Consider the following 16,822-nt stretch of genomic DNA (forward strand, 5'->3'; position numbering starts at 1 on the left):
GATGCTGCACATGGACACTGAATTCTGACTTCACCCACCCAAGAAGACCGTACGGTTAAAGGACAGGAAATTGATACGAAATACTCAGAAGTCCAAAACCATTGACTCCTGAAACAATCGTTTCGATTCTTTTCGGATTCCCGCCATCAAGTCGGGGTCTCGCTTTGCGTTTTCCCTTTTTGTCTTTGACGGAGTGCTGCACCATGACCAAATCTCATCAATCCCTGACTCAGTTTGCGATCGCATCGGCGGCCGCCCTGGGGCTGCTTGGCTTCAGCGACGGAGCCATGGCGATGGCCCCCGAAGCCTTGGTTCGATCCGCCCAGGCCGCCTGCCTGGAAAAAGCCGCCACTGACGGATGGCGCACCGATCAGGCCAAGCTGATTTCCGCCAGGGCCTTGAATGCGGACAGGGCGGAGGTGGTCTTCGACCTCACCAAGGACGGCGCCGGCACCTCCCGGCTGACATGCCCTTACAGCGCCAGCCAAGGCGTCGGTGTCTTCAGTGGTCAGGCCGCCATGGCGCAGGAGTCCCAATCGGTGGATCGCAACCGCGCCTGGTGGATCCTGTTGCCCGTCGGCCTGGGACTGCTGGCCTGGGCAGCCCTGCGTGGCCGCGACGACAACACCCGGAACACCACGGCCCCATCCAGATCGATGGGCCATGACAACCTCCTGGCCCAGGCGGACGCCCGCGACGGCTCGCTGGAAGTCCACGAGCAGCCCAACATCACCTCCCTGGTGCTGAAGAAGGTGGTCAACGGTGATTCCATCGGACTCACCGGCGCTCGGCGCAACGACTGGCTGGAGGTGGCCAAAGGTGGCTGGGTTCGAGATGCTGACGTCCGCTACAACCGGAATGCCGCGCCACTGACCTGATTCGCCGGGGCGATGGCCGGTTCAGACGGCGCGCGCCCTCAGGGCTTGCGTCGCCTGTTCCCGGTCATCGAAATGCACCTTGGTGGTGCCGAGGATCTGGTAATCCTCATGGCCCTTGCCGGCGATCAGCACCAGGTCCTGCGGCGCCGCGGCGGCGATGGCAGCGGCGATGGCGGCGGCCCGGTCGCCCTCCACCACCAGGTCGGTGCCGCTGGGAATCCCGGCCACCACGTCATCGAGGATCCGCTGCGGATCCTCGGTGCGGGGGTTGTCGGAGGTCACCACCACCGCGTCGGCCAGGCGGGCGGCAATGGCGGCCATCTGGGGCCGTTTGGTGCGGTCGCGATCGCCGCCGCAGCCGAACACACAGATCAACCGGCCATCGGTGAAGGGCCGGCAGGCGGCCAGTGCGTTCTCGAGGCCGTCAGGCGTGTGGGCGTAATCCACCAGCACCGACGGCAGGGGAACCCCCGCTGGCCCGCTGACCCGCTCCATGCGTCCTGGCACGCCACGGAAGCTGGCCAGACCCTCCAGCAGTTGGGCCAGGGGCAGGCCCTGCTGCAGCAGGGCCCCCACCGCCTCCAGCAGGTTCATCAGATTGAAACGACCCACCAAAGGCGAGCGGAACAGCCCATCGCCTGACGGGCTGTGCAGCCGGCCGCTCACCCCTTCAGCACCCATCACCAGATCGCTGATGTGCAGCTCCACCGACGGATCCTCCAGGGAGCAGCGCCAGCAGGGGCCGGCGCCGGCCGCCTGGCCGGCCGCGGCGAGCCGCTCGGCCAGACGGGCCCCCCAGGGGTCGTCCACATTCACCACGGCGCCGCCGCCGAGCAGCTCCGGGGCGAACAGCCGCGCCTTGGCCTCGAAGTAGGCCTGCATCGAAGGGTGGTAGTCGAGGTGGTCCTGGGTGAGGTTGGTGAACACCGCGCCGGCGAAGCGGCAGCCGGCCACCCGCTGCTGGTCGAGGGCGTGGGAGCTCACTTCCATCGCGGCGATGGCGCTGCCGGCTGACGCCGCCTGGGCCAGATCGGCCTGCAGCAGATCGGCGAAGGCGGTGGTGTGGGTCGCTGTGGCGCTGTGTCCCGGCCAGCGGTTCTGCAGGGTGCCGAACAGGGCTGCCGGCCGGCCAGCCGCTGCGGCCAGGTGCTCGATCAGGTAGGTGGTGGTGGTCTTGCCGTTGGTGCCGGTGACGCCGATCAGCGCCAGGCGCCCGCTCGGCTGGCCCCAGAACTCCGCCGCCAGCCGGCCGGCCCACAGGGCCAGGGGCGGCTCCACCACCAGCACCGGTTCGCCGGGGGCCGGAGGCCGGGCCGCGGCCGCCGCCGGTCCGATCACCGCCGCCACCGCACCGGCGGCCAGCACCTCGGGCCAGAAGCTGCCGCCATCCACCGCCGTGCCGGGCAGGCCCACGAACAGGGTGCCGGGGCCGACGCGGCGTGAATCGCAGCTGACACCGCTGACCGCCACCTGGGCCAGGGCACCGGTGGGGTCGGGGAGCGGCGGCAGGCCCACCTGACGCAGGAGCGGCTGAAGCAGCGGTGACATGGCGGCGCCGGCGGCGTCCGGCGTGACGGAGCTGGCGCCTGTCATAGCGTGGCCCTCAGCGCACGCCCTGCTTGATCAGCCAGGCCTGCAGCTGGGCTCCCGCCAACCGTGGGGACACCCTGGGAAGCTCCCGCAGGGGGCCGTCGGCAGCGGCCGCCACCGCCAGCACGGGCACGGCCAGCCCATAGCGCCCCTGCAGGGCAGGATCGGTGTCCACGTCGATCACCTGCAGGGGCTGGGGGGGATCCAGGGCCCCCAGCTTCTCCTCGAGGCCTTCGCACAGGCAGCAGCCCTGGCGGGAGAACAGCAGCAGTTCCTGCATCAGTCCGGAACCGGATCGCAGCCGCAGGGGGTGAAGGGGTGGCAGCGGCAGACGCGCTTCACGGTCAGCCAGCCGCCGCGCCAGGGTCCGTGGCGACTGATCGCCTCCAGCCCATAGGCGCTGCAGCTGGGAATGAAGCGGCAGCGGGGACCCAGCAGGGGGGAGATCCAGCGGCGGTAGGCGCCGATCAGGGCCAGCAACACGGCCGCCACGGCGGCGGAGAGGGGGGAGGCCGGGGCGGCCGGCAGGGCGCCCTGGAGGAGGCCGGGACCGTCGCCGCCTAGGGTGGGTCGTTGGCGCAGCACGCGCAGGCCTGCGGGTTCTTCCAGCATGCCGCAACCGTGAACCTCGCCGTCCGGCCTCCGGGCCGCACCTTCCACCCCGTCACCTTCCCTTATGTCTCGCTACCGCGGCCCTCGCCTGAGGATCACGCGGCGCTTGGGGGACCTTCCCGGTCTCACCCGTAAGGCCGCCAAACGGTCTTATCCCCCCGGTCAGCACGGCCAAGCCCGTCGCAAGCGCTCCGAATACGCGATCCGTCTCGAAGAAAAGCAGAAACTGCGTTTCAACTACGGCATTTCCGAACGTCAGCTGGTGCGCTACGTGAAGAAAGCCCGTGCCCAGGAGGGTTCCACCGGAACCAACCTGCTCAAGCTGCTCGAGAACCGCCTCGACAACGTCTGTTTCCGCCTCGGCCTCGGCCCCACCGTTCCCGGCGCCCGCCAGCTGGTGAACCATGGCCACGTCACCGTGAACGGCCGCGTGGTGGACATCCCCAGCTACCAGTGCAAGGCCGGCGACGTGGTCGCCATCCGTGAGCGCAAGTGCAGCAAGGCCCTCGCCGAAGCCAACCTGGCCTTCCCGGGCCTGGCCAACATCCCGCCCCACCTCGAGTTCGACAAGGCCAAGATGACCGCCAAGGTGGGCGGCCGCATCGAGCGCGAATGGGTTGCTCTCGAGATCAACGAACTGCTGGTGGTGGAGTTCTACAGCCGCAAGGTCTGAGCCCCGTCCTCCTGCCACAACCGCCGCCGGTTCGCCTGCGGCGGTGAGCCGTCCGCGTCCGCTGCCGCTAGGTATGGACGCGGACGGTTTTGTTTTGGGGCCCAGACGGATGAGCGGCAGCTTCACCGACCATTTCGGCTCCGTTTCCGGGGCCTACGCCCACTACCGGCCCACCTATCCGGCGCCCCTGTTCGCCTGGCTGGCCGGGGTGGCCCCCGCCCGCCGGCGGGCCTGGGACTGCGCCACCGGAACAGGCCAGGCCGCCATCGCCCTGGCCGCCCATTTCGACGCGGTGGTGGCCACCGATGCCAGCGCCGGCCAGCTCGCCGCCGCCCGTCCCCATCCCGGCGTGGACTACCGGCAGGCGCCGGCGGAGGGCTCCGGCCTCGAAGCCGACAGTATGGATCTGGCCACGGTGGCCCAGGCGCTGCACTGGTTCGATCGGCCCCGGTTCTTCGCCGAGGTGGAGCGGGTGCTGCGCCCCGGCGGCGTGCTGGCGGTCTGGAGCTACGGCATCCCCCAGCTGGAGGGGGAAGCGGCCAACGCCCAGCTGCAGCACTTTTACGCCGACATCGTCGGGCCCTACTGGCCCGCCGAGAAGGTCCTGGTGGAGAACGGCTACCGCGACCTCGACCTGCCCTTCGAGACCCTGCCGACCCCGGCGTTCGCCATGGAAGCCGACTGGACCCTGGAGCAGGTGCTCGGTTACTGCTCCAGCTGGTCAGCCAGCAGCCGCTATCGCGCGGCCCTGGGGAGCGACCCGATCGACCAGCTCCGCCCGGCCCTGGCGGCCGTCTGGGGGGAGAGCCAGAAACAGCGGCGCCTCCACTGGCCGCTGACCCTCAAGGCGTCGCGGTGGGCCACGGGACGATCGGTCCTGAGCTGACCTCCACTCCGCTGCGTGGTGCAACGGGGAAGGCCGGATCAGGGGCGGGACCCGGCACCGGGGTCTGGGACCACCGCCGGATCCGGGCAGAGCAGTTCCACCAGGCCCGTGGCGAAGGCCTCCCGATCCAGGGGCATGACCTCCTTGCCGTGGAGCATGTCCTGGCACATGACCACATGAATGAGGGAACCGAGAAACACCATGGCCAGGAGGGTGGGATCCGCCCGCCGGCGCCCCTCGCAGCCGCTCACCAGTTCGGTGATGGCCAGGAAGCTGTTCTGATGGATCTGGGTCATGAACCCCTGGGCGAGGGCGGGGAAGCGATCCGACTCACCGATGAGCAGGCGTAGGAAGGCCAGGAATTCCGGCTGGGTGCGATGCACCTCCAGCATGCGCCGGGCCAGAGTGTGCATGGCCTGGCGAGGATCGGCTGGCAGGGGTTCGGCCTGGTCACCGCCGAAGAGCAGGGCGAATCGTCGCTCGATCATGTGGCAGGTGAGGGCCTGGAAGAGGGATTCCTTGTCGGCGTAATGGCTGTAAACGGTGGCCTTGGAGACACCGGCGGCGCGGGCGACCCGGTCCATGCTCGTGGCGGCGTAGCCCTGGGCCAGGAACTCATGCATGGCGCCGGCCAGGATCGCTGCGGCCTTTTCCTCTGAGAGCTGCCGACCGGAAGGAGCCAAAACGAAAGCCATCAATCGATCCATCGTGGCGCCCGACGGAACACGGGGGGGGGGGATGGCCGCATCCAGGCAGGAGTCTCCTTGCCAAAACTAAACTATACGGTTTAGTTTTGGCCGACATCGCATCCGCGCTCCTCCATGGACCAGCCCCTTCAGCTGCGCCGGCCGTCCAGGCCCTGGCTCGCCGGCACCACAACCCTGGCCCTCGGCATCGGCCTGGCTGTCCTCGTGCATCGGGGCGGCACGGCACCACGGCCGGTGGTCAGCCCCGCTCAGAATCCAGACGCTTCTCCCAGCAGCATCACCGCCCTCGGACGCCTCGAACCGGTCGGGGAAGTGATCACGGTGGCGCCTCCGGCCGCCTCCCCAGGAGGCGCACCGGCCCGCCTCCGCCAGCTTCGGGTGGAGGAGGGGGACCGGGTGGAGAGCGGCAGCGTGATCGCCGTGCTCGACAGCCAGCCCAGGCTTGAGGCCGCCGTGCAGGAGTCGGCGGCCCAACTGCGGCTGGCGGAGGCCCGGCTGGCGGTGGCTGCCGCCGACCAGCGACGGGAGGAACTGGTGCAGCAGGCCCGGGTGGAACGGCTGGAGGCCGAGTTCCGCACGGCTCGCCTGGAGGAGAAGCGCCACCAGACACTGTTCGTGAACGGCGCCGTTTCCGCCTCGCTCCGAGATGCCAAACGCCTGGACCGGGAGAGAGTGGGAGCCCAGCTGGCGGAAGCCAGGGCCATGCTGCGGCGCTCCCAGGCCTCGGCAGGGGTGCCTGGAGCCGGCGGACTGGATGTGGCCGCCGCCCGCCGCCAACGCGACCAGGCGGGCGCCGCCCTGGTGCGGGTGCTCGCCGAGCGGGAGGACAGCCTGGTGCGGGCGCCCATCAGCGGCAGGATCCTGAGTGTGCTGAGGCGGCCTGGCGAGGCCCTCGACAGCGAGGGACTGGTCCAGATGGGGCGCACCGAAGCCATGCAAGTGGTGGCCGAGGTGTACCAGAGCGATGTGGCCCGGGTGCGCCTGGGCGCCCTTGTCGCTGTCACCAGCCCGGCCCTCAGCCAGCCGCTGCAGGGTCGCGTCAGCCGCATCGGCACCCTGGTGAAGCGCCAGGCCCTGATCAACACCGACCCCAGCGCCAACAACGACAGCCGGGTGGTGGAGGTGCGGGCGCTGCTCTCCCCTGCCAGCAGCCGGCTGGCTGCCTCCCTCACCAACCTCCAGGTCACCGCGCGGATCGAACGATGACGCTGCGCAGCCGACTGGCGGACCTGGCCCGCCGTGGGGGCCAGCGCATTCCCCTGGGGTGGCGGCAACTGCGCCACGACCGCGGCCGGCTGGCCGTCGCCGTGGCCGGCATCACCTTCGCCGATGTGCTGATGTTCACCCAGCTGGGTTTCCAGGCCGCCCTTTACGACGCCAACACCCAGCTCAACCGTGCCCTTGCGGCGGACCTGGTGCTGCTCAGCCCCAAGGCCCAGAACCTCCAGAGCCTCTCCACCTTCCCGCGCCGACGCCTGCTCCAGGCCAGGGATGTGCCTGGCGTGGCCGATGGGCAGGGCCTCTACCTCCAGAACCTCACCTGGCGGAACCCCCAGACGCTCCAGAACGCCACCGTGCAGGTGCTGGGCATGGATCCTGACGCGCGGGTGCTGAACCTGCCGGAGCTGAACCGCCAGCGCGACCGTCTCAAGCAGCCCGACACCGTGCTGTTCGATCGCCTGGCCCGCGGCCCTTACGACCAGACCATCGCCCGGCTGGAGCAGGGCCAGAGCGTGAGCACCGAAGCCGAGAGGCGCAGCCTCACCATCGCCGGACTGTTCTCCCTCGGGGCGTCCTTCGGCGCCGATGCCACTCTGGTGATGGGCGACCAGAGCCTGTTGCGGCTGTTTCCGCTCCGGGATCCGGGCAGTCTCAGCCTCGGACTGCTGCGCCTCCAGCCCGGGGTCGATCCACAGCGGGCGGCGGCCGCAGTTGAGCGGTATCTGCCGGAGGACGTCCGGGTGCTGACCCTGGCCGAGTACGTCCGCTTCGAGGAGAACTACTGGCGCACGGCCAGCCCCATCGGCGTGATCTTCGGCCTCGGCACGGCCATGGCCTTCCTGGTGGGCGTGGTCATCGTCTTCCAGGTGCTGACCACTGACGTGAACGCCCATCTGGGCGAGTACGCCACCTTCCGGGCCATGGGCTTCCGCCAGCGCTACCTGCTCCTGGTGGTGGTGGAGCAGGCCCTGGTGCTGGCAGCTCTCGGGTTCCTCCCCGGCGTTGCCCTGCAGCTGGGCCTTTATGCCCTGGCGGCCCGGGCCACCTCCCTGCCCATCGCCATGACCGCATCGCGGGCCCTGCTGGTGTTCGGCCTCACCCTGCTGATGTGCCTGGCCTCCGGCGCCATCGCCAGCCGCCGGCTCCAGGCTGCCGATCCGGCGGAGCTGTTCTGATGGCTCCTCCCCTGCCTGGACGCGAAGAGCCCGTGGTGGCCATCAGCGGGCTCCAGCACCACTTCGGGGCGGGCCCCCTGCGCCGCCGGGTGCTGGACGGCATCGACCTGGAGATCCACGCCGGGGAGATCGTCCTGCTCACCGGCCCCTCCGGCTCCGGCAAGACCACCCTGCTCACTCTGATCGGCGGGCTGCGGTCGGCCCAGACCGGAAGCCTGCGGATCCTTGGCCACGAACTGATGGGGGCTGGTCCGAAACGGCTGACCCTGGCTCGGCGGCAGCATGGGTACATCTTCCAGGCCCACAACCTGCACCGAAGCCTCACGGCCCTGGAGAACGTGCGCATGGCGCTGGAGATGGGCGGCAACCTGGACGCCGACGCCATGGTGGAGCGTGCCGGGTCCATGCTTGCCGCCGTTGGGCTCGATGCGCACCGACACGCTTACCCCGACCAGCTCTCGGGAGGTCAGAAACAACGGGTGGCCGTGGCCCGTGCCCTGGTGAACGGTCCCCCTCTGGTGCTGGCCGATGAGCCGACCGCAGCCCTCGACAGCCGCTCCGGACGGGAGGTGGTGGGCTTGATGCAGCGTCTGGCCCGGGAACAGCGCTGCACGATCCTGATCGTGACCCATGACAGCCGCATCCTTGATGTGGCCGACCGGACCGTGGAGATGGAGGACGGCCGACTCAAGGGAGCAGGGTGATCGCCGTGTGGATCGGGAGCACCATCCTCCCGAGGGAGGAGCATCGAACAGGTCCCTGAACCGCAATGACCACCACCAGACGTCAGCCCCCGATCAGGGTCTCCAGGGCCGCTGTCACGTCGTCTTGGCGCATCAGCGCCTCCCCTACCAGCACCGCATCGGCGCCGGCGCCGACGGCCCGATCCAGATCCTCCCGGATGAACAGGCCCGATTCGCTCACCAGCAGGGCGCCGCGGGCACGCACCTGCTCGCCGAAGCGTTCCATCAGCTGTTCGGTGGTGGCCAGATCCACCGAGAAGCTGGCCAGGTCACGGTTGTTGATGCCGATCAGGTTCACACCCTCCAGCCGCAGCACCCGCTCCATCTCGGCGGCGTCGTGCACCTCCACCAGCACCGCCAGCCCCAGGCCCCGGGCCACCTTGAGCAGGTAGGCCAGATCCTGGTCGGTGAGGATCGCCGCGATCAGCAGGGCGGCGTCGGCCCCGGCCGCCCGGGCCTGGAACAGCTGGTAGGGGGTGAGGATGAAGTCCTTGCAGAGCAGGGGGAGCTCCACCGCCTCCCGCACCGCCACGAGCACATCGAAGCCCCCCTGGAAGAAGCGCTTGTCGGTGAGCACCGAAAGGCAGCTGGCGCCGCCGTCTTGGTAGCCCCGGGCGATGGCGACGGGGTCGAAATCCTCCCGGATCACCCCCTTGCTGGGGCTGGCCTTCTTGATCTCGGCGATCACCGCTGGTTTGCGGCAGCTGGCCCGCAGGGCCGCTGCGAAGTCCCGGGTGGGGGGCAGGTCGGCCACCTGCTGCTTGAGGGAGTCCAGGCTCACCCGTTCCCGGGCGGCGGTCACTTCCCGGTCCTTCTCCCAGACGATCTCCTCGAGGATGTGGCGTGGGCTCTCCTCGGGATGGGGGGTGCCGAATTCCAGGTGGGCCACCCGCACCGAGGGGTTGGGGGGCCGGCGACGGATCTCCATCTCAGGCGCCCACCGCCGTGGCCAGGCTGGCGGCGGCCTGCTTGTAAGCCACTTCCACCACCTCGCTCAGCGTCGGGTGGGTGTGCACCTCGCTGGCCAGCTGCCGTACCCCCTGGCGCCGGGCCACCGCATTGGCGATCTCCTGGATCAGGTCGGCGGCATGCAATCCATAGATGTGGGCCCCCAGCACTTCGCCGGTGTCCTTGCGGAAGAGCAGCTTCAGCAGGCCGTCGCTCTCCAGTTCGGCCAGGGCCTTGGAGTTGGCCTTGAAGTAGCTGCGAACCGCTCCCAGCTCGAAGCCCTCGGCTGCGGCCAGCTCCCTGGCATCGGCTTCCGAGAGCCCCACCGAACTGATCTCCGGGTGGGTGAAGGTGGCGGCGGGGATCGAGCGGTAGTCGATGCGGCGGGCGTGGCCGAGGATGTTCTCGATCGCCACCGTGCCCTGGGCGGCGGCGGTGTGGGCCAGCATCATCTTTCCGGTCACGTCACCGACGGCCCAGAGGTGGGGCACGGGCACCCCGTTCGTCAGCACCTGCAGGCCGTCGTCCACGGGGATGAAGCCCCGGTTGGTTTCCACCCCCACGCTGGCCAGGTTGAGGTCCTTGCTCACCGGCACCCGGCCGGTGGCCACCAGCACCGCGTCCACCTCCAGGGTCTCCACCGGCTCGCGGGTGGCCATATCCACCAGTTCGATTTTCACCGGGCAGCCGGGGGTGATCTTGCTGGCCAGTACACCGGAGCGGGCGTCGATGTCGCGGCCGTCGATCAGATGGCGGGCGGCGATCTTGGCGATGTCCGGATCGAAGGTGGGCATCACCCGGTCGAGGGCCTCGATCATGGTGACCTCACAGCCCAGGGCCGTGTAGACATCGGCAAATTCCAGGCCGATGTAGCCGCTGCCGATGATGGTGATCCAGCGGGGCAGCCACTCCAGGTTGATGGCCTCGTCGCTGGTGAACACCGTGCGGCCGTCGGTCTCGATGCCGGGCGGCACGAAGGGATCGGAGCCGGTGGCGATGATCACCTCCCGGGCCGCATAGACCCGCTCCACCCCGCTGGCCTCGCGCACCGCCACCCGCTGGGGGCCGTCGAGGCGTCCCTTGCCCCGCAGGATCGTGGCGCCGGCGCGCTCCAGGGTCTTGGTGAGGTTGGTGCGGATCGTGGCCACCAGCTGGGCGGCATGGTCGGCGATCTTCTGGCGCTCAAAGCGCACCGGCGCCGCATGGATGCCGAACCCCTTGAGGTGCTCGGCGTCGGCGAGCTCCCGCACCCGGCCGCTGGCCGCCAGCAGGGCCTTGGAGGGGACGCAGCCCCGGTTGACGCAGGTGCCGCCCATGTCGCGGGATTCCACGATCGCCACCTTCAGGCCGTGCTCGGCGCCGTGCTTGGCCGCATCGAAACCGCCATACCCGGCACCGATCACGATCACATCGAAATCGAACCCGGAGGGAGGGGAGGCGGGTGCTGCGGTCACCGGACGGGGCTGCATGGGTAGCGGCATTCTCCCCTGTCAGGCCCCGGGCCGGCCGTGGGCCTGGCGGGGGCGCTCCAGCAGCAGCAAAGCGGCCGCGGCCGCCACATTCAGCGACTCCACCGCCGGGCTGTGGGGGATCGTCACCCGCCGATCGGCCAGCCGGGCCAGCTCCGGGGCCAGCCCCGCCCCCTCGTTGCCCAGCAGCAGGGCCGTGGGGCGGCACCAGTCCAGCTCCCAGTAGGGCTGGGCAGCGCCGCCCGCCACGGGCACCACCGCCGCCACCAGCTGCACCCCCCGCTCCCGGGCCGCGGCCAGGCGGTCGGGCAGGTCGGTGGGCGCCATCCGCTCGATCGGCAGGGCCAGGGCCGCGCCGCTGGAGGCCCGCAGCACCTTCGGCTGCAGGGGGTCGGCCCCCTCCGCCAGCCACACCTGCTCCACCCCGGCCGCGAGCGCCGTGCGCAGCAGGGTGCCCAGGTTGCCCGGATCCTGGAGCCGGTCGAGGACCAGCAGGAAGTCCGGCGCCGGCAACGGGGCGGGGAGATCGGCCGCCTCCAGGGTCAGCAGCACCCCGTCGGGGTGGCCGGTGGTGGCGGCAGCGGCCAGAACCTCGGGAGTGGCGATCCGCAGCCGGCCCGGATCTGGCAGCTGCTCGAGCAGGGCACCGTGGCGGGCCAGCCAGTCGGGGGTGGCCAGCAGCTGGCGGGGCCGCAGGCCCTGCGCGAGGGCCTCCTGCAGCAGGTGGGTCCCCTCCAGCAGGATCAGCTCCTGCTCCGTTCGGCCCCTGGGCCGGTGCAGGCGCCGCAGCGCCTGGACGAGGGGATTGCGGACACTGCGGATCGGCTCGCTGCCCGGGTGCAGCCCTCGCTGATCAGGGGAGGGAGCCGGGACTGTCAGATGGTCTTGCGGCGCCGGAGCTTGAGGTGGTCATGGATGACCAGGTCGTCATCGTTGAGGTCGAGACCCTTGAAGGCCGCCACCTCGCCCCGGATGCCCTCCGCCTTGAGATTGGCCACGAGGCGGTCGATCACAATGTCCTCCACCTTGGTCTGGTCGTACCCATCGGGAGTCAGACGCTCCAGAAACCGGCCGATGTTCGCGGCAACGACATCGGAGGCGTTGGTGATCTTGAGGACAATCATGAATGAATTATGCGGATGGGGAGACTTGAACTCCCACGACATTGCTGCCACTAGTACCTGAAACTAGCGCGTCTACCAATTCCGCCACATCCGCGGGCGATTAGCCGCCACGGAGACCGCGGCGCTGAACGGAGCATAAATCATCAGCGGCAGCCCTCCCCTCGGGACAACGGCGACACGGGGCGGCAAGACAGTTTGAGCGGCGACCCCCTAGACGACGGGATCATTCGTTGTCAAGATGCCCCCGAAATTGATACCAGGACTCCTGTCCATGACCGTATCCCCCATGCCTGTCAAGGCCATCGCCGGCACCAGGCTGGAGATCAGTGGTGGACGGCGTCTGGAGGGGGAACTGCGGGTCAGCGGCGCCAAGAATTCGGCCCTGGTGCTGATGGCCGCCTGCCTGCTCACCGAGGACGGTCTGCGGCTCAGCAACGTGCCTCCCCTGACCGACATCACGGCGATGGGGGAGATCCTCTCGGCCCTGGGCGTGCGGGTGCAGCGCGGCGGCGACGCGATCGTGCTCCACGGCGACCACATCACCACGGCCGCCCCGCCCTATGAGCTGGTCAACAGCCTGCGGGCCAGCTTCTTCTGCATCGGTCCCCTGCTCGCCCGCATGGGAATGGCCCAGGTGCCCCTGCCCGGCGGCTGTCAGATCGGCACCCGGCCCGTCGTGGAGCACGTCAAGGGGCTCAAGGCCCTCGGCGCCCAGGTCACCATCGAGCACGGCGTGGTCACCGCCGTGGTGCCAGGCCGCCAGCGCCGCCTCACCGGCGGCCACATCCACCTCGACTGCCCCAGCGTCGGCGCCACCGAGACTCTGATGATGGCGGCGGCCCTCGCCGATGGCGAAACGGTCATCGACAACGCGGCCCAGGAGCCCGAGGTGATCGACCTGGCCCGGCTGCTGCTGGCCATGGGCGCCAAGGTGCGCGGCGCCGGCACCCCCACCATCACCATCGTCGGCGTGGAGCGGCTCCACGGCGCCGACTACGCCGTCATCCCCGACCGCATCGAAGCCGGCACGTTCCTGCTGGCGGGCGCCATCACCCGCTCGCGGCTGCGGGTGTTCCCCGCCCTGCCCGAGCACCTCGGTGCCGTGATCACCAAGCTCGAGGAGGCGGGCTGCCGCATCGAGGCCGATGGCCAGGGCCTGATCCTCACCGCCAGCAAGGTGCGGGCGGTGGATCTGCGCACCCAGCCCTTCCCCGGCTTCCCCACCGACCTGCAGGCCCCGTTCATGGCCCTGCTGGCCACCGCGGAGGGCACCAGCATGGTGGTGGAGAACATCTTCGAGAACCGTCTCCAGCACGTGGCCGAACTGCAGCGCATGGGCGCCTCGATCCGCATGCAGGGCAACACCGCCTGCGTCGAGGGGGTGGCCCGCCTCAGCGGCGCGCCCGTCCACGGCACCGACCTGCGCGCCTCCGCCGCCATGGTGCTCGCCGGCCTCGCCGCCGACGGCATCACCACCGTGCGGGGCCTGGAATACCTCGACCGGGGCTACGCCGATCTGGAGGGCAAGCTCAACGCCGCCGGTGCCTCGATCCGCAGGCTGCCCACCACCGCCGCCTAGAGTCCGCCCTTCGGGAGCGTGCCGGAATTGGTAGACGGACTCGACTCAAAATCGAGCGCCTTCGGGCATGTGGGTTCGAGTCCCACCGCTCCCATCGAGCCGGCACCTGTCGCGCCGTTGGTCGCCCCGGTGATGGACACCTACGGGCGTTACCCCCTGGCACTGACGCGCGGCAAGGGCGTCTGGCTCTGGGATGAGGAGGGCCAGCGCTATCTGGACATGGTGGCCGGCATCGCCGTCTGCACCCTGGGCCACAGCGACCCGGTGCTGCAGCGGCGGCTCTGCCGGCAGCTGGGCCGTCTTCAGCACGTCTCCAACCTCTACCGGATCCCGGAGCAGGAGGCCCTGGCCGCGGCCATCACGGCCCGCAGCTGCACCGACCGGGTCTTCTTCTGCAACTCCGGCGCCGAGGCGAACGAGGCCGCCATCAAGCTGGCCCGCAAGCACGGCCACCAGGTGCGCGGCATCGCCGATCCCCTGATCCTCACCGCCGAGGCCAGCTTCCACGGCCGCACCCTGGCGGCGGTGACCGCGACGGGCCAGCCCAAGTACCACCAGGGCTTCGAGCCCATGGTGTCGGGCTTCCGCTACTTCCCCTACAACGACACGGCCGCCTTCGAAGCGCTGCTCGCCTCCTGTGAAGCCGAGGGTCCCCGGGTGGCGGCCGTGCTGCTCGAACCGATCCAGGGCGAGGGCGGGGTCAACCCCGGCGATCCGGCCTTCTTCCGGCGGGTGCGGGAGCTCTGCGACGCCCACCAGATCCTGCTCATCTTCGACGAGGTTCAGATCGGCGTCGGCCGCAGCGGCCGCTGGTGGGGCTACGAACAGCTCGGGGTGGAGCCCGATGCCCTGACCATGGCCAAGGGCCTGGGTGGCGGCATCCCCATCGGTGCCCTGGCGGTGAAGGCCGCGGCCGACCACTTCCGCCCCGGCGACCACGCCAGCACCTTCGGCGGCAACCCCTTCGCCTGCCGCGCCGGCCTCACGGTGATCGAGGAGATCGAGCGCCGGGGTCTGCTGGAGACGGTGAGCGCCAACGGTGCGCTGCTCCAGTCCCTGCTCCAGGAGCTGGTGGCCCGCCACCCCGAGCGGCTGGCGGGCGAGCGCGGCTGGGGCCTGCTGCGGGGCCTGGTGCTGCGCGAGGGCGGGCCCACGGCTCCGGAGATCGTCAAGGCGGCCATGGCCCAAGGCCTGCTGCTGGTGCCGGCCGGCCCCGGGGTGGTCCGGTTCGTGCCGCCGCTGGTGGTCAAGCCCCGCCAGCTGCGCAAGGCGGTGAAGCGCCTGGAGAAGGCTCTCCACAGCCTGGCCTGATCCGCCCTGTCCGTGCCGTCCCCGCTGCCCCCCCCGGTCGACCTGGGCGACCTGCTCGAACCCTTCGCCCGCCGCGGCGTCGACCTGGGCCTGGAGCGGCTGGCCGGCGCCCTGGCCGAGGGGGGCCACCCGGAGCGGCGCTTCGCCGCCGCCCAGGTGGCCGGCACCAACGGCAAGGGCTCGATCTGCACCTTCCTGCACGCGATCCTGCGGGCCGCCGGTGTCCACGTGGGCACCTACCGCTCCCCCCACCTGGTGAGCTGGTGCGAGCGCATCCAGGTCGATGACGCCTGGATCGCACCGACCACCCTGCGGGACGGCCTGGCCCGCTGGCAGCCCCTCGGCCGCCAGCGCCGGCTCACCCCCTTCGAGCTGATCACGGCGGCGGCCTTCGAGCACTTCGCCCGCGAGCGGGTGGATCTGGCGGTGCTGGAGGTGGGCCTGGGGGGACGGCTGGATGCCACCACCGTTCACCCCCGTCGGCCGGTGATCGGCTTCGGAGCCATCGGCCTCGACCACCGCGAACACCTGGGCGACACCCTGGCCGCCATCGCCGCCGAGAAGGCCGCCGTGATGGGACCGGGCTGCCGGGCCTTCAGCTGCGCCCAGGAGGCCGAGGCGCGCCGGGTGCTGGAGGCGGAGGCCCGCCGCCGTGGCGCCAGCCTGCAGTGGCTGGAGCCCCTGCCCGCCGTGGCCGACGGCGGGCCCCGCCTGGGCCTGGCGGGGGAGCTGCAGCGCCACAACGGCGCCGTGGCGGTGGCCATGGCCCGGGCCTTGACCGCCCCGGACGGCCCCCTGGCCGGCACGCCCCTGGACGCGGCGGCAATCCGCGCCGGCCTGGAGTCGGCCCGCTGGCCCGGGCGGCTGGAGCGGCACCGCTGGCGGGGCCGCGAGCTGCTGATCGACGGAGCCCACAATCCCCCGGCGGCGGCGACCCTGCGCCGCGAGCTCGACCGCATCGACCGGCTCGACCGGCTCGACGGGAGCCTGCACGGGGGCCTTGAGGGGGCCCGGCCGCGCCGCTGGCTGCTGGGCATCCAGCGCCACAAGGAGGGGGCGGTGATGCTGGAGCAGTTGCTGCGCCCCGGCGATCGGGCGGCGGTGGTGGCGGTGCCGGAGCACGCCAGCTGGACGCTGGAGGAGCTGGTGGCCGCCTGTCCGGGGAAGGCCGATCAGCTCGAGCCGGCCGGCAGCCTGGCCGCCGGACTGGACAGCCTCCTGCCCCCTGGGCCGCTGCCGGTGGTGGCCGGCTCCCTGTTCCTGCTGGGGGCCGTGCTGCCCCTGTTTGATGCCCCCGAGGCTGACGAAGTTCCCGGGGCCGGCCAGCCTGGAGGGGTCCCCGGCAGCCCCGGTCCATGACGACGGCCCCCGCCTCCGATGTCCCCCGGCCCGCGGGCAGCCCCCGCCGGCCGGCCCTGCGCCTGGCCGGTGCGCTGCTGGGCCTGCTGCTGGGTCTGCTGCTGCTGGCCCCCTCCGGCGCCATGGCCGACTTCCAGGACCGGGTCGACTACACCCTCACCAACCAGAGCGGAAAGGACTTCAGCGGCCAGCAGCTGGCCGGCAGCTCCTTCGCCGGGGCCACGGGCCGCCAGGCCCGCTTCCGGGACGCGGATCTGCACGGCGCGATCCTCACCCAGGCCGCCTTCCCGGAGGCCGACTTCCATGGCGCCGATCTCAGCGACGCCCTGATGGACAAGGTGGACATGAGCGGCACCGACCTGACCGGGGCGGTGCTGCGGGGAGCGATCGCCTCCGGCAGCAACTTCACCGGCGCCACGGTCACCGATGCGGACTTCACCGATGCCCTGCTCGACCGGGTGGACCAGCGCAACCTCTGCCGCGAGGCCCGGGGCACCAACCCGGTGACCGGCGCCGACACCCGCCTGAGCCTCGACTGCCGCTGATC

The 16,822-nt window shown here is 70.7% G+C and carries 18 protein-coding genes and 2 tRNA genes; 11 read left to right on the plus strand and 9 right to left on the minus strand.

The features are described 5' to 3' along the window. Positions 1 to 164: 164 nt before the first annotated feature. Positions 165 to 878 carry a hypothetical protein gene (locus CYAGR_RS06245; protein ID WP_156818407.1) on the plus strand — a complete coding sequence of 238 codons (714 nt, stop codon included), beginning with the start codon at positions 165 to 167 and terminating at the stop codon, positions 876 to 878. 21 nt (positions 879 to 899) lie between these two features. Here CYAGR_RS06245 and CYAGR_RS06250 read toward each other — a convergent pair whose 3' ends face one another. Genes CYAGR_RS06250 through yidD form a run of 3 tightly spaced genes read right to left on the minus strand, consistent with a single transcriptional unit; the run spans position 900 to position 3,080 of the window. Next, on the minus strand, positions 900 to 2,426 hold the full coding sequence (locus CYAGR_RS06250; RefSeq protein WP_043326671.1) for a UDP-N-acetylmuramoyl-L-alanyl-D-glutamate--2,6-diaminopimelate ligase: 1,527 nt from the start codon (positions 2,424 to 2,426) through the stop codon (positions 900 to 902). A gap of 55 nt (positions 2,427 to 2,481) precedes the next feature. Then, a complete protein-coding gene (locus tag CYAGR_RS06255; RefSeq protein ID WP_015108953.1) occupies positions 2,482 to 2,748 on the minus strand; it encodes a glutaredoxin family protein in 267 nt (88 codons plus the stop codon). Beyond that, positions 2,748 to 3,080, minus strand: a complete 333-nt coding sequence (gene yidD, locus CYAGR_RS06260; RefSeq protein WP_015108954.1) for a membrane protein insertion efficiency factor YidD — start codon at positions 3,078 to 3,080, stop codon at positions 2,748 to 2,750. The genes CYAGR_RS06255 and yidD overlap by 1 nt, the downstream gene beginning before the upstream one ends. A gap of 64 nt (positions 3,081 to 3,144) precedes the next feature. Here yidD and rpsD point away from each other — a divergent pair, with 64 nt between their 5' ends. Both rpsD and CYAGR_RS06270 read left to right on the plus strand, forming a co-directional pair. Next, positions 3,145 to 3,753, plus strand: coding sequence for a 30S ribosomal protein S4 (rpsD, locus tag CYAGR_RS06265; RefSeq protein WP_015108955.1), 609 nt, complete (start codon positions 3,145 to 3,147; stop codon positions 3,751 to 3,753). Positions 3,754 to 3,862: 109 nt separating this feature from the next. Then, positions 3,863 to 4,639 (plus strand): class I SAM-dependent methyltransferase, encoded by a 777-nt coding sequence (locus tag CYAGR_RS06270; protein WP_015108956.1) that lies wholly within the window; start codon positions 3,863 to 3,865, stop codon positions 4,637 to 4,639. A gap of 38 nt (positions 4,640 to 4,677) precedes the next feature. Here CYAGR_RS06270 and CYAGR_RS06275 read toward each other — a convergent pair whose 3' ends face one another. After that, on the minus strand, positions 4,678 to 5,334 hold the full coding sequence (locus CYAGR_RS06275) for a TetR/AcrR family transcriptional regulator (RefSeq protein ID WP_015108957.1): 657 nt from the start codon (positions 5,332 to 5,334) through the stop codon (positions 4,678 to 4,680). 126 nt (positions 5,335 to 5,460) lie between these two features. Between CYAGR_RS06275 and CYAGR_RS06280 the strand changes: the two genes are divergently transcribed. From CYAGR_RS06280 to CYAGR_RS06290, 3 genes are read left to right on the plus strand one after another with little or no spacing between them, the layout of a single operon-like run. Next, positions 5,461 to 6,552, plus strand: coding sequence for an HlyD family efflux transporter periplasmic adaptor subunit (locus tag CYAGR_RS06280; protein WP_015108958.1), 1,092 nt, complete (start codon positions 5,461 to 5,463; stop codon positions 6,550 to 6,552). After that, the gene (devC, locus tag CYAGR_RS06285) at positions 6,549 to 7,742 is read left to right on the plus strand and encodes an ABC transporter permease DevC (RefSeq protein WP_015108959.1); all 1,194 of its coding nucleotides are present in this window, start codon (positions 6,549 to 6,551) and stop codon (positions 7,740 to 7,742) included. The genes CYAGR_RS06280 and devC overlap by 4 nt, the downstream gene beginning before the upstream one ends. Then, positions 7,742 to 8,446: an ATP-binding cassette domain-containing protein gene (locus tag CYAGR_RS06290; RefSeq protein WP_015108960.1), complete on the plus strand. Its 705-nt coding sequence runs from the start codon at positions 7,742 to 7,744 to the stop codon at positions 8,444 to 8,446. Before devC ends, CYAGR_RS06290 begins: the two co-directional genes overlap by 1 nt. An 82-nt stretch (positions 8,447 to 8,528) precedes the next feature. On the opposite strand, the gene trpC is transcribed toward CYAGR_RS06290, so the two are convergent. The 5 genes from trpC to CYAGR_RS06315 all read right to left on the minus strand — a co-directional run bounded on the left by trpC (position 8,529) and on the right by CYAGR_RS06315 (position 12,120). After that, a complete protein-coding gene (trpC, locus tag CYAGR_RS06295) occupies positions 8,529 to 9,413 on the minus strand; it encodes an indole-3-glycerol phosphate synthase TrpC (RefSeq protein ID WP_015108961.1) in 885 nt (294 codons plus the stop codon). A gap of 1 nt (position 9,414) precedes the next feature. Continuing rightward, positions 9,415 to 10,902: a dihydrolipoyl dehydrogenase gene (locus CYAGR_RS06300; protein ID WP_015108962.1), complete on the minus strand. Its 1,488-nt coding sequence runs from the start codon at positions 10,900 to 10,902 to the stop codon at positions 9,415 to 9,417. A 21-nt stretch (positions 10,903 to 10,923) separates the two neighbouring features. Next, positions 10,924 to 11,745, minus strand: a complete 822-nt coding sequence (locus CYAGR_RS06305; RefSeq protein ID WP_015108963.1) for a TrmH family RNA methyltransferase — start codon at positions 11,743 to 11,745, stop codon at positions 10,924 to 10,926. A gap of 32 nt (positions 11,746 to 11,777) precedes the next feature. Then, complete coding sequence (locus CYAGR_RS06310) at positions 11,778 to 12,026, minus strand: hypothetical protein (RefSeq protein ID WP_015108964.1); 249 nt, start codon at positions 12,024 to 12,026, stop codon at positions 11,778 to 11,780. 10 nt (positions 12,027 to 12,036) lie between these two features. After that, a tRNA-Leu gene (locus tag CYAGR_RS06315) sits at positions 12,037 to 12,120 on the minus strand. 177 nt (positions 12,121 to 12,297) lie between these two features. Here CYAGR_RS06315 and murA point away from each other — a divergent pair. The 5 genes from murA to CYAGR_RS06340 all read left to right on the plus strand — a co-directional run bounded on the left by murA (position 12,298) and on the right by CYAGR_RS06340 (position 16,820). Beyond that, positions 12,298 to 13,605, plus strand: coding sequence for a UDP-N-acetylglucosamine 1-carboxyvinyltransferase (gene murA, locus CYAGR_RS06320; protein ID WP_043325501.1), 1,308 nt, complete (start codon positions 12,298 to 12,300; stop codon positions 13,603 to 13,605). 12 nt (positions 13,606 to 13,617) lie between these two features. Next, positions 13,618 to 13,699, plus strand: a tRNA-Leu gene (locus CYAGR_RS06325). Between the two features lie 38 nt (positions 13,700 to 13,737). Further along, positions 13,738 to 14,916: an aspartate aminotransferase family protein gene (locus tag CYAGR_RS06330; RefSeq protein WP_015108966.1), complete on the plus strand. Its 1,179-nt coding sequence runs from the start codon at positions 13,738 to 13,740 to the stop codon at positions 14,914 to 14,916. Between the two features lie 12 nt (positions 14,917 to 14,928). Beyond that, positions 14,929 to 16,275 carry a bifunctional folylpolyglutamate synthase/dihydrofolate synthase gene (locus CYAGR_RS06335; RefSeq protein WP_015108967.1) on the plus strand — a complete coding sequence of 449 codons (1,347 nt, stop codon included), beginning with the start codon at positions 14,929 to 14,931 and terminating at the stop codon, positions 16,273 to 16,275. Further along, entirely contained in the window at positions 16,272 to 16,820 is a 549-nt protein-coding gene (locus CYAGR_RS06340) for a pentapeptide repeat-containing protein (RefSeq protein WP_015108968.1), read from the plus strand. Before CYAGR_RS06335 ends, CYAGR_RS06340 begins: the two co-directional genes overlap by 4 nt. Positions 16,821 to 16,822 lie beyond the last annotated feature (2 nt).

The organism is Cyanobium gracile PCC 6307, assembly GCF_000316515.1.
Taxonomy (GTDB): Bacteria; Cyanobacteriota; Cyanobacteriia; order PCC-6307; family Cyanobiaceae; genus Cyanobium; species Cyanobium gracile.

What these genes read in the sequence shown, in the direction of transcription:
- CYAGR_RS06250 (WP_043326671.1), bottom strand. Translation starts at nt 2,426, where the DNA reads ATGTCACCGCTGCTTCAGCCGCTCCTGCGTCAGGTGGGCCTGCCGCCG.
- CYAGR_RS06255 (WP_015108953.1), bottom strand. Translation starts at nt 2,748, where the DNA reads ATGCAGGAACTGCTGCTGTTCTCCCGCCAGGGCTGCTGCCTGTGCGAA.
- yidD (WP_015108954.1), bottom strand. Translation starts at nt 3,080, where the DNA reads ATGCTGGAAGAACCCGCAGGCCTGCGCGTGCTGCGCCAACGACCCACC.
- rpsD (WP_015108955.1), top strand. Translation starts at nt 3,145, where the DNA reads ATGTCTCGCTACCGCGGCCCTCGCCTGAGGATCACGCGGCGCTTGGGG.
- CYAGR_RS06270 (WP_015108956.1), top strand. Translation starts at nt 3,863, where the DNA reads ATGAGCGGCAGCTTCACCGACCATTTCGGCTCCGTTTCCGGGGCCTAC.
- CYAGR_RS06275 (WP_015108957.1), bottom strand. Translation starts at nt 5,334, where the DNA reads ATGGCTTTCGTTTTGGCTCCTTCCGGTCGGCAGCTCTCAGAGGAAAAG.
- CYAGR_RS06280 (WP_015108958.1), top strand. Translation starts at nt 5,461, where the DNA reads ATGGACCAGCCCCTTCAGCTGCGCCGGCCGTCCAGGCCCTGGCTCGCC.
- devC (WP_015108959.1), top strand. Translation starts at nt 6,549, where the DNA reads ATGACGCTGCGCAGCCGACTGGCGGACCTGGCCCGCCGTGGGGGCCAG.
- CYAGR_RS06290 (WP_015108960.1), top strand. Translation starts at nt 7,742, where the DNA reads ATGGCTCCTCCCCTGCCTGGACGCGAAGAGCCCGTGGTGGCCATCAGC.
- trpC (WP_015108961.1), bottom strand. Translation starts at nt 9,413, where the DNA reads ATGGAGATCCGTCGCCGGCCCCCCAACCCCTCGGTGCGGGTGGCCCAC.
- CYAGR_RS06300 (WP_015108962.1), bottom strand. Translation starts at nt 10,902, where the DNA reads ATGCAGCCCCGTCCGGTGACCGCAGCACCCGCCTCCCCTCCCTCCGGG.
- CYAGR_RS06310 (WP_015108964.1), bottom strand. Translation starts at nt 12,026, where the DNA reads ATGATTGTCCTCAAGATCACCAACGCCTCCGATGTCGTTGCCGCGAAC.
- murA (WP_043325501.1), top strand. Translation starts at nt 12,298, where the DNA reads ATGACCGTATCCCCCATGCCTGTCAAGGCCATCGCCGGCACCAGGCTG.
- CYAGR_RS06330 (WP_015108966.1), top strand. Translation starts at nt 13,738, where the DNA reads ATGGACACCTACGGGCGTTACCCCCTGGCACTGACGCGCGGCAAGGGC.
- CYAGR_RS06340 (WP_015108968.1), top strand. Translation starts at nt 16,272, where the DNA reads ATGACGACGGCCCCCGCCTCCGATGTCCCCCGGCCCGCGGGCAGCCCC.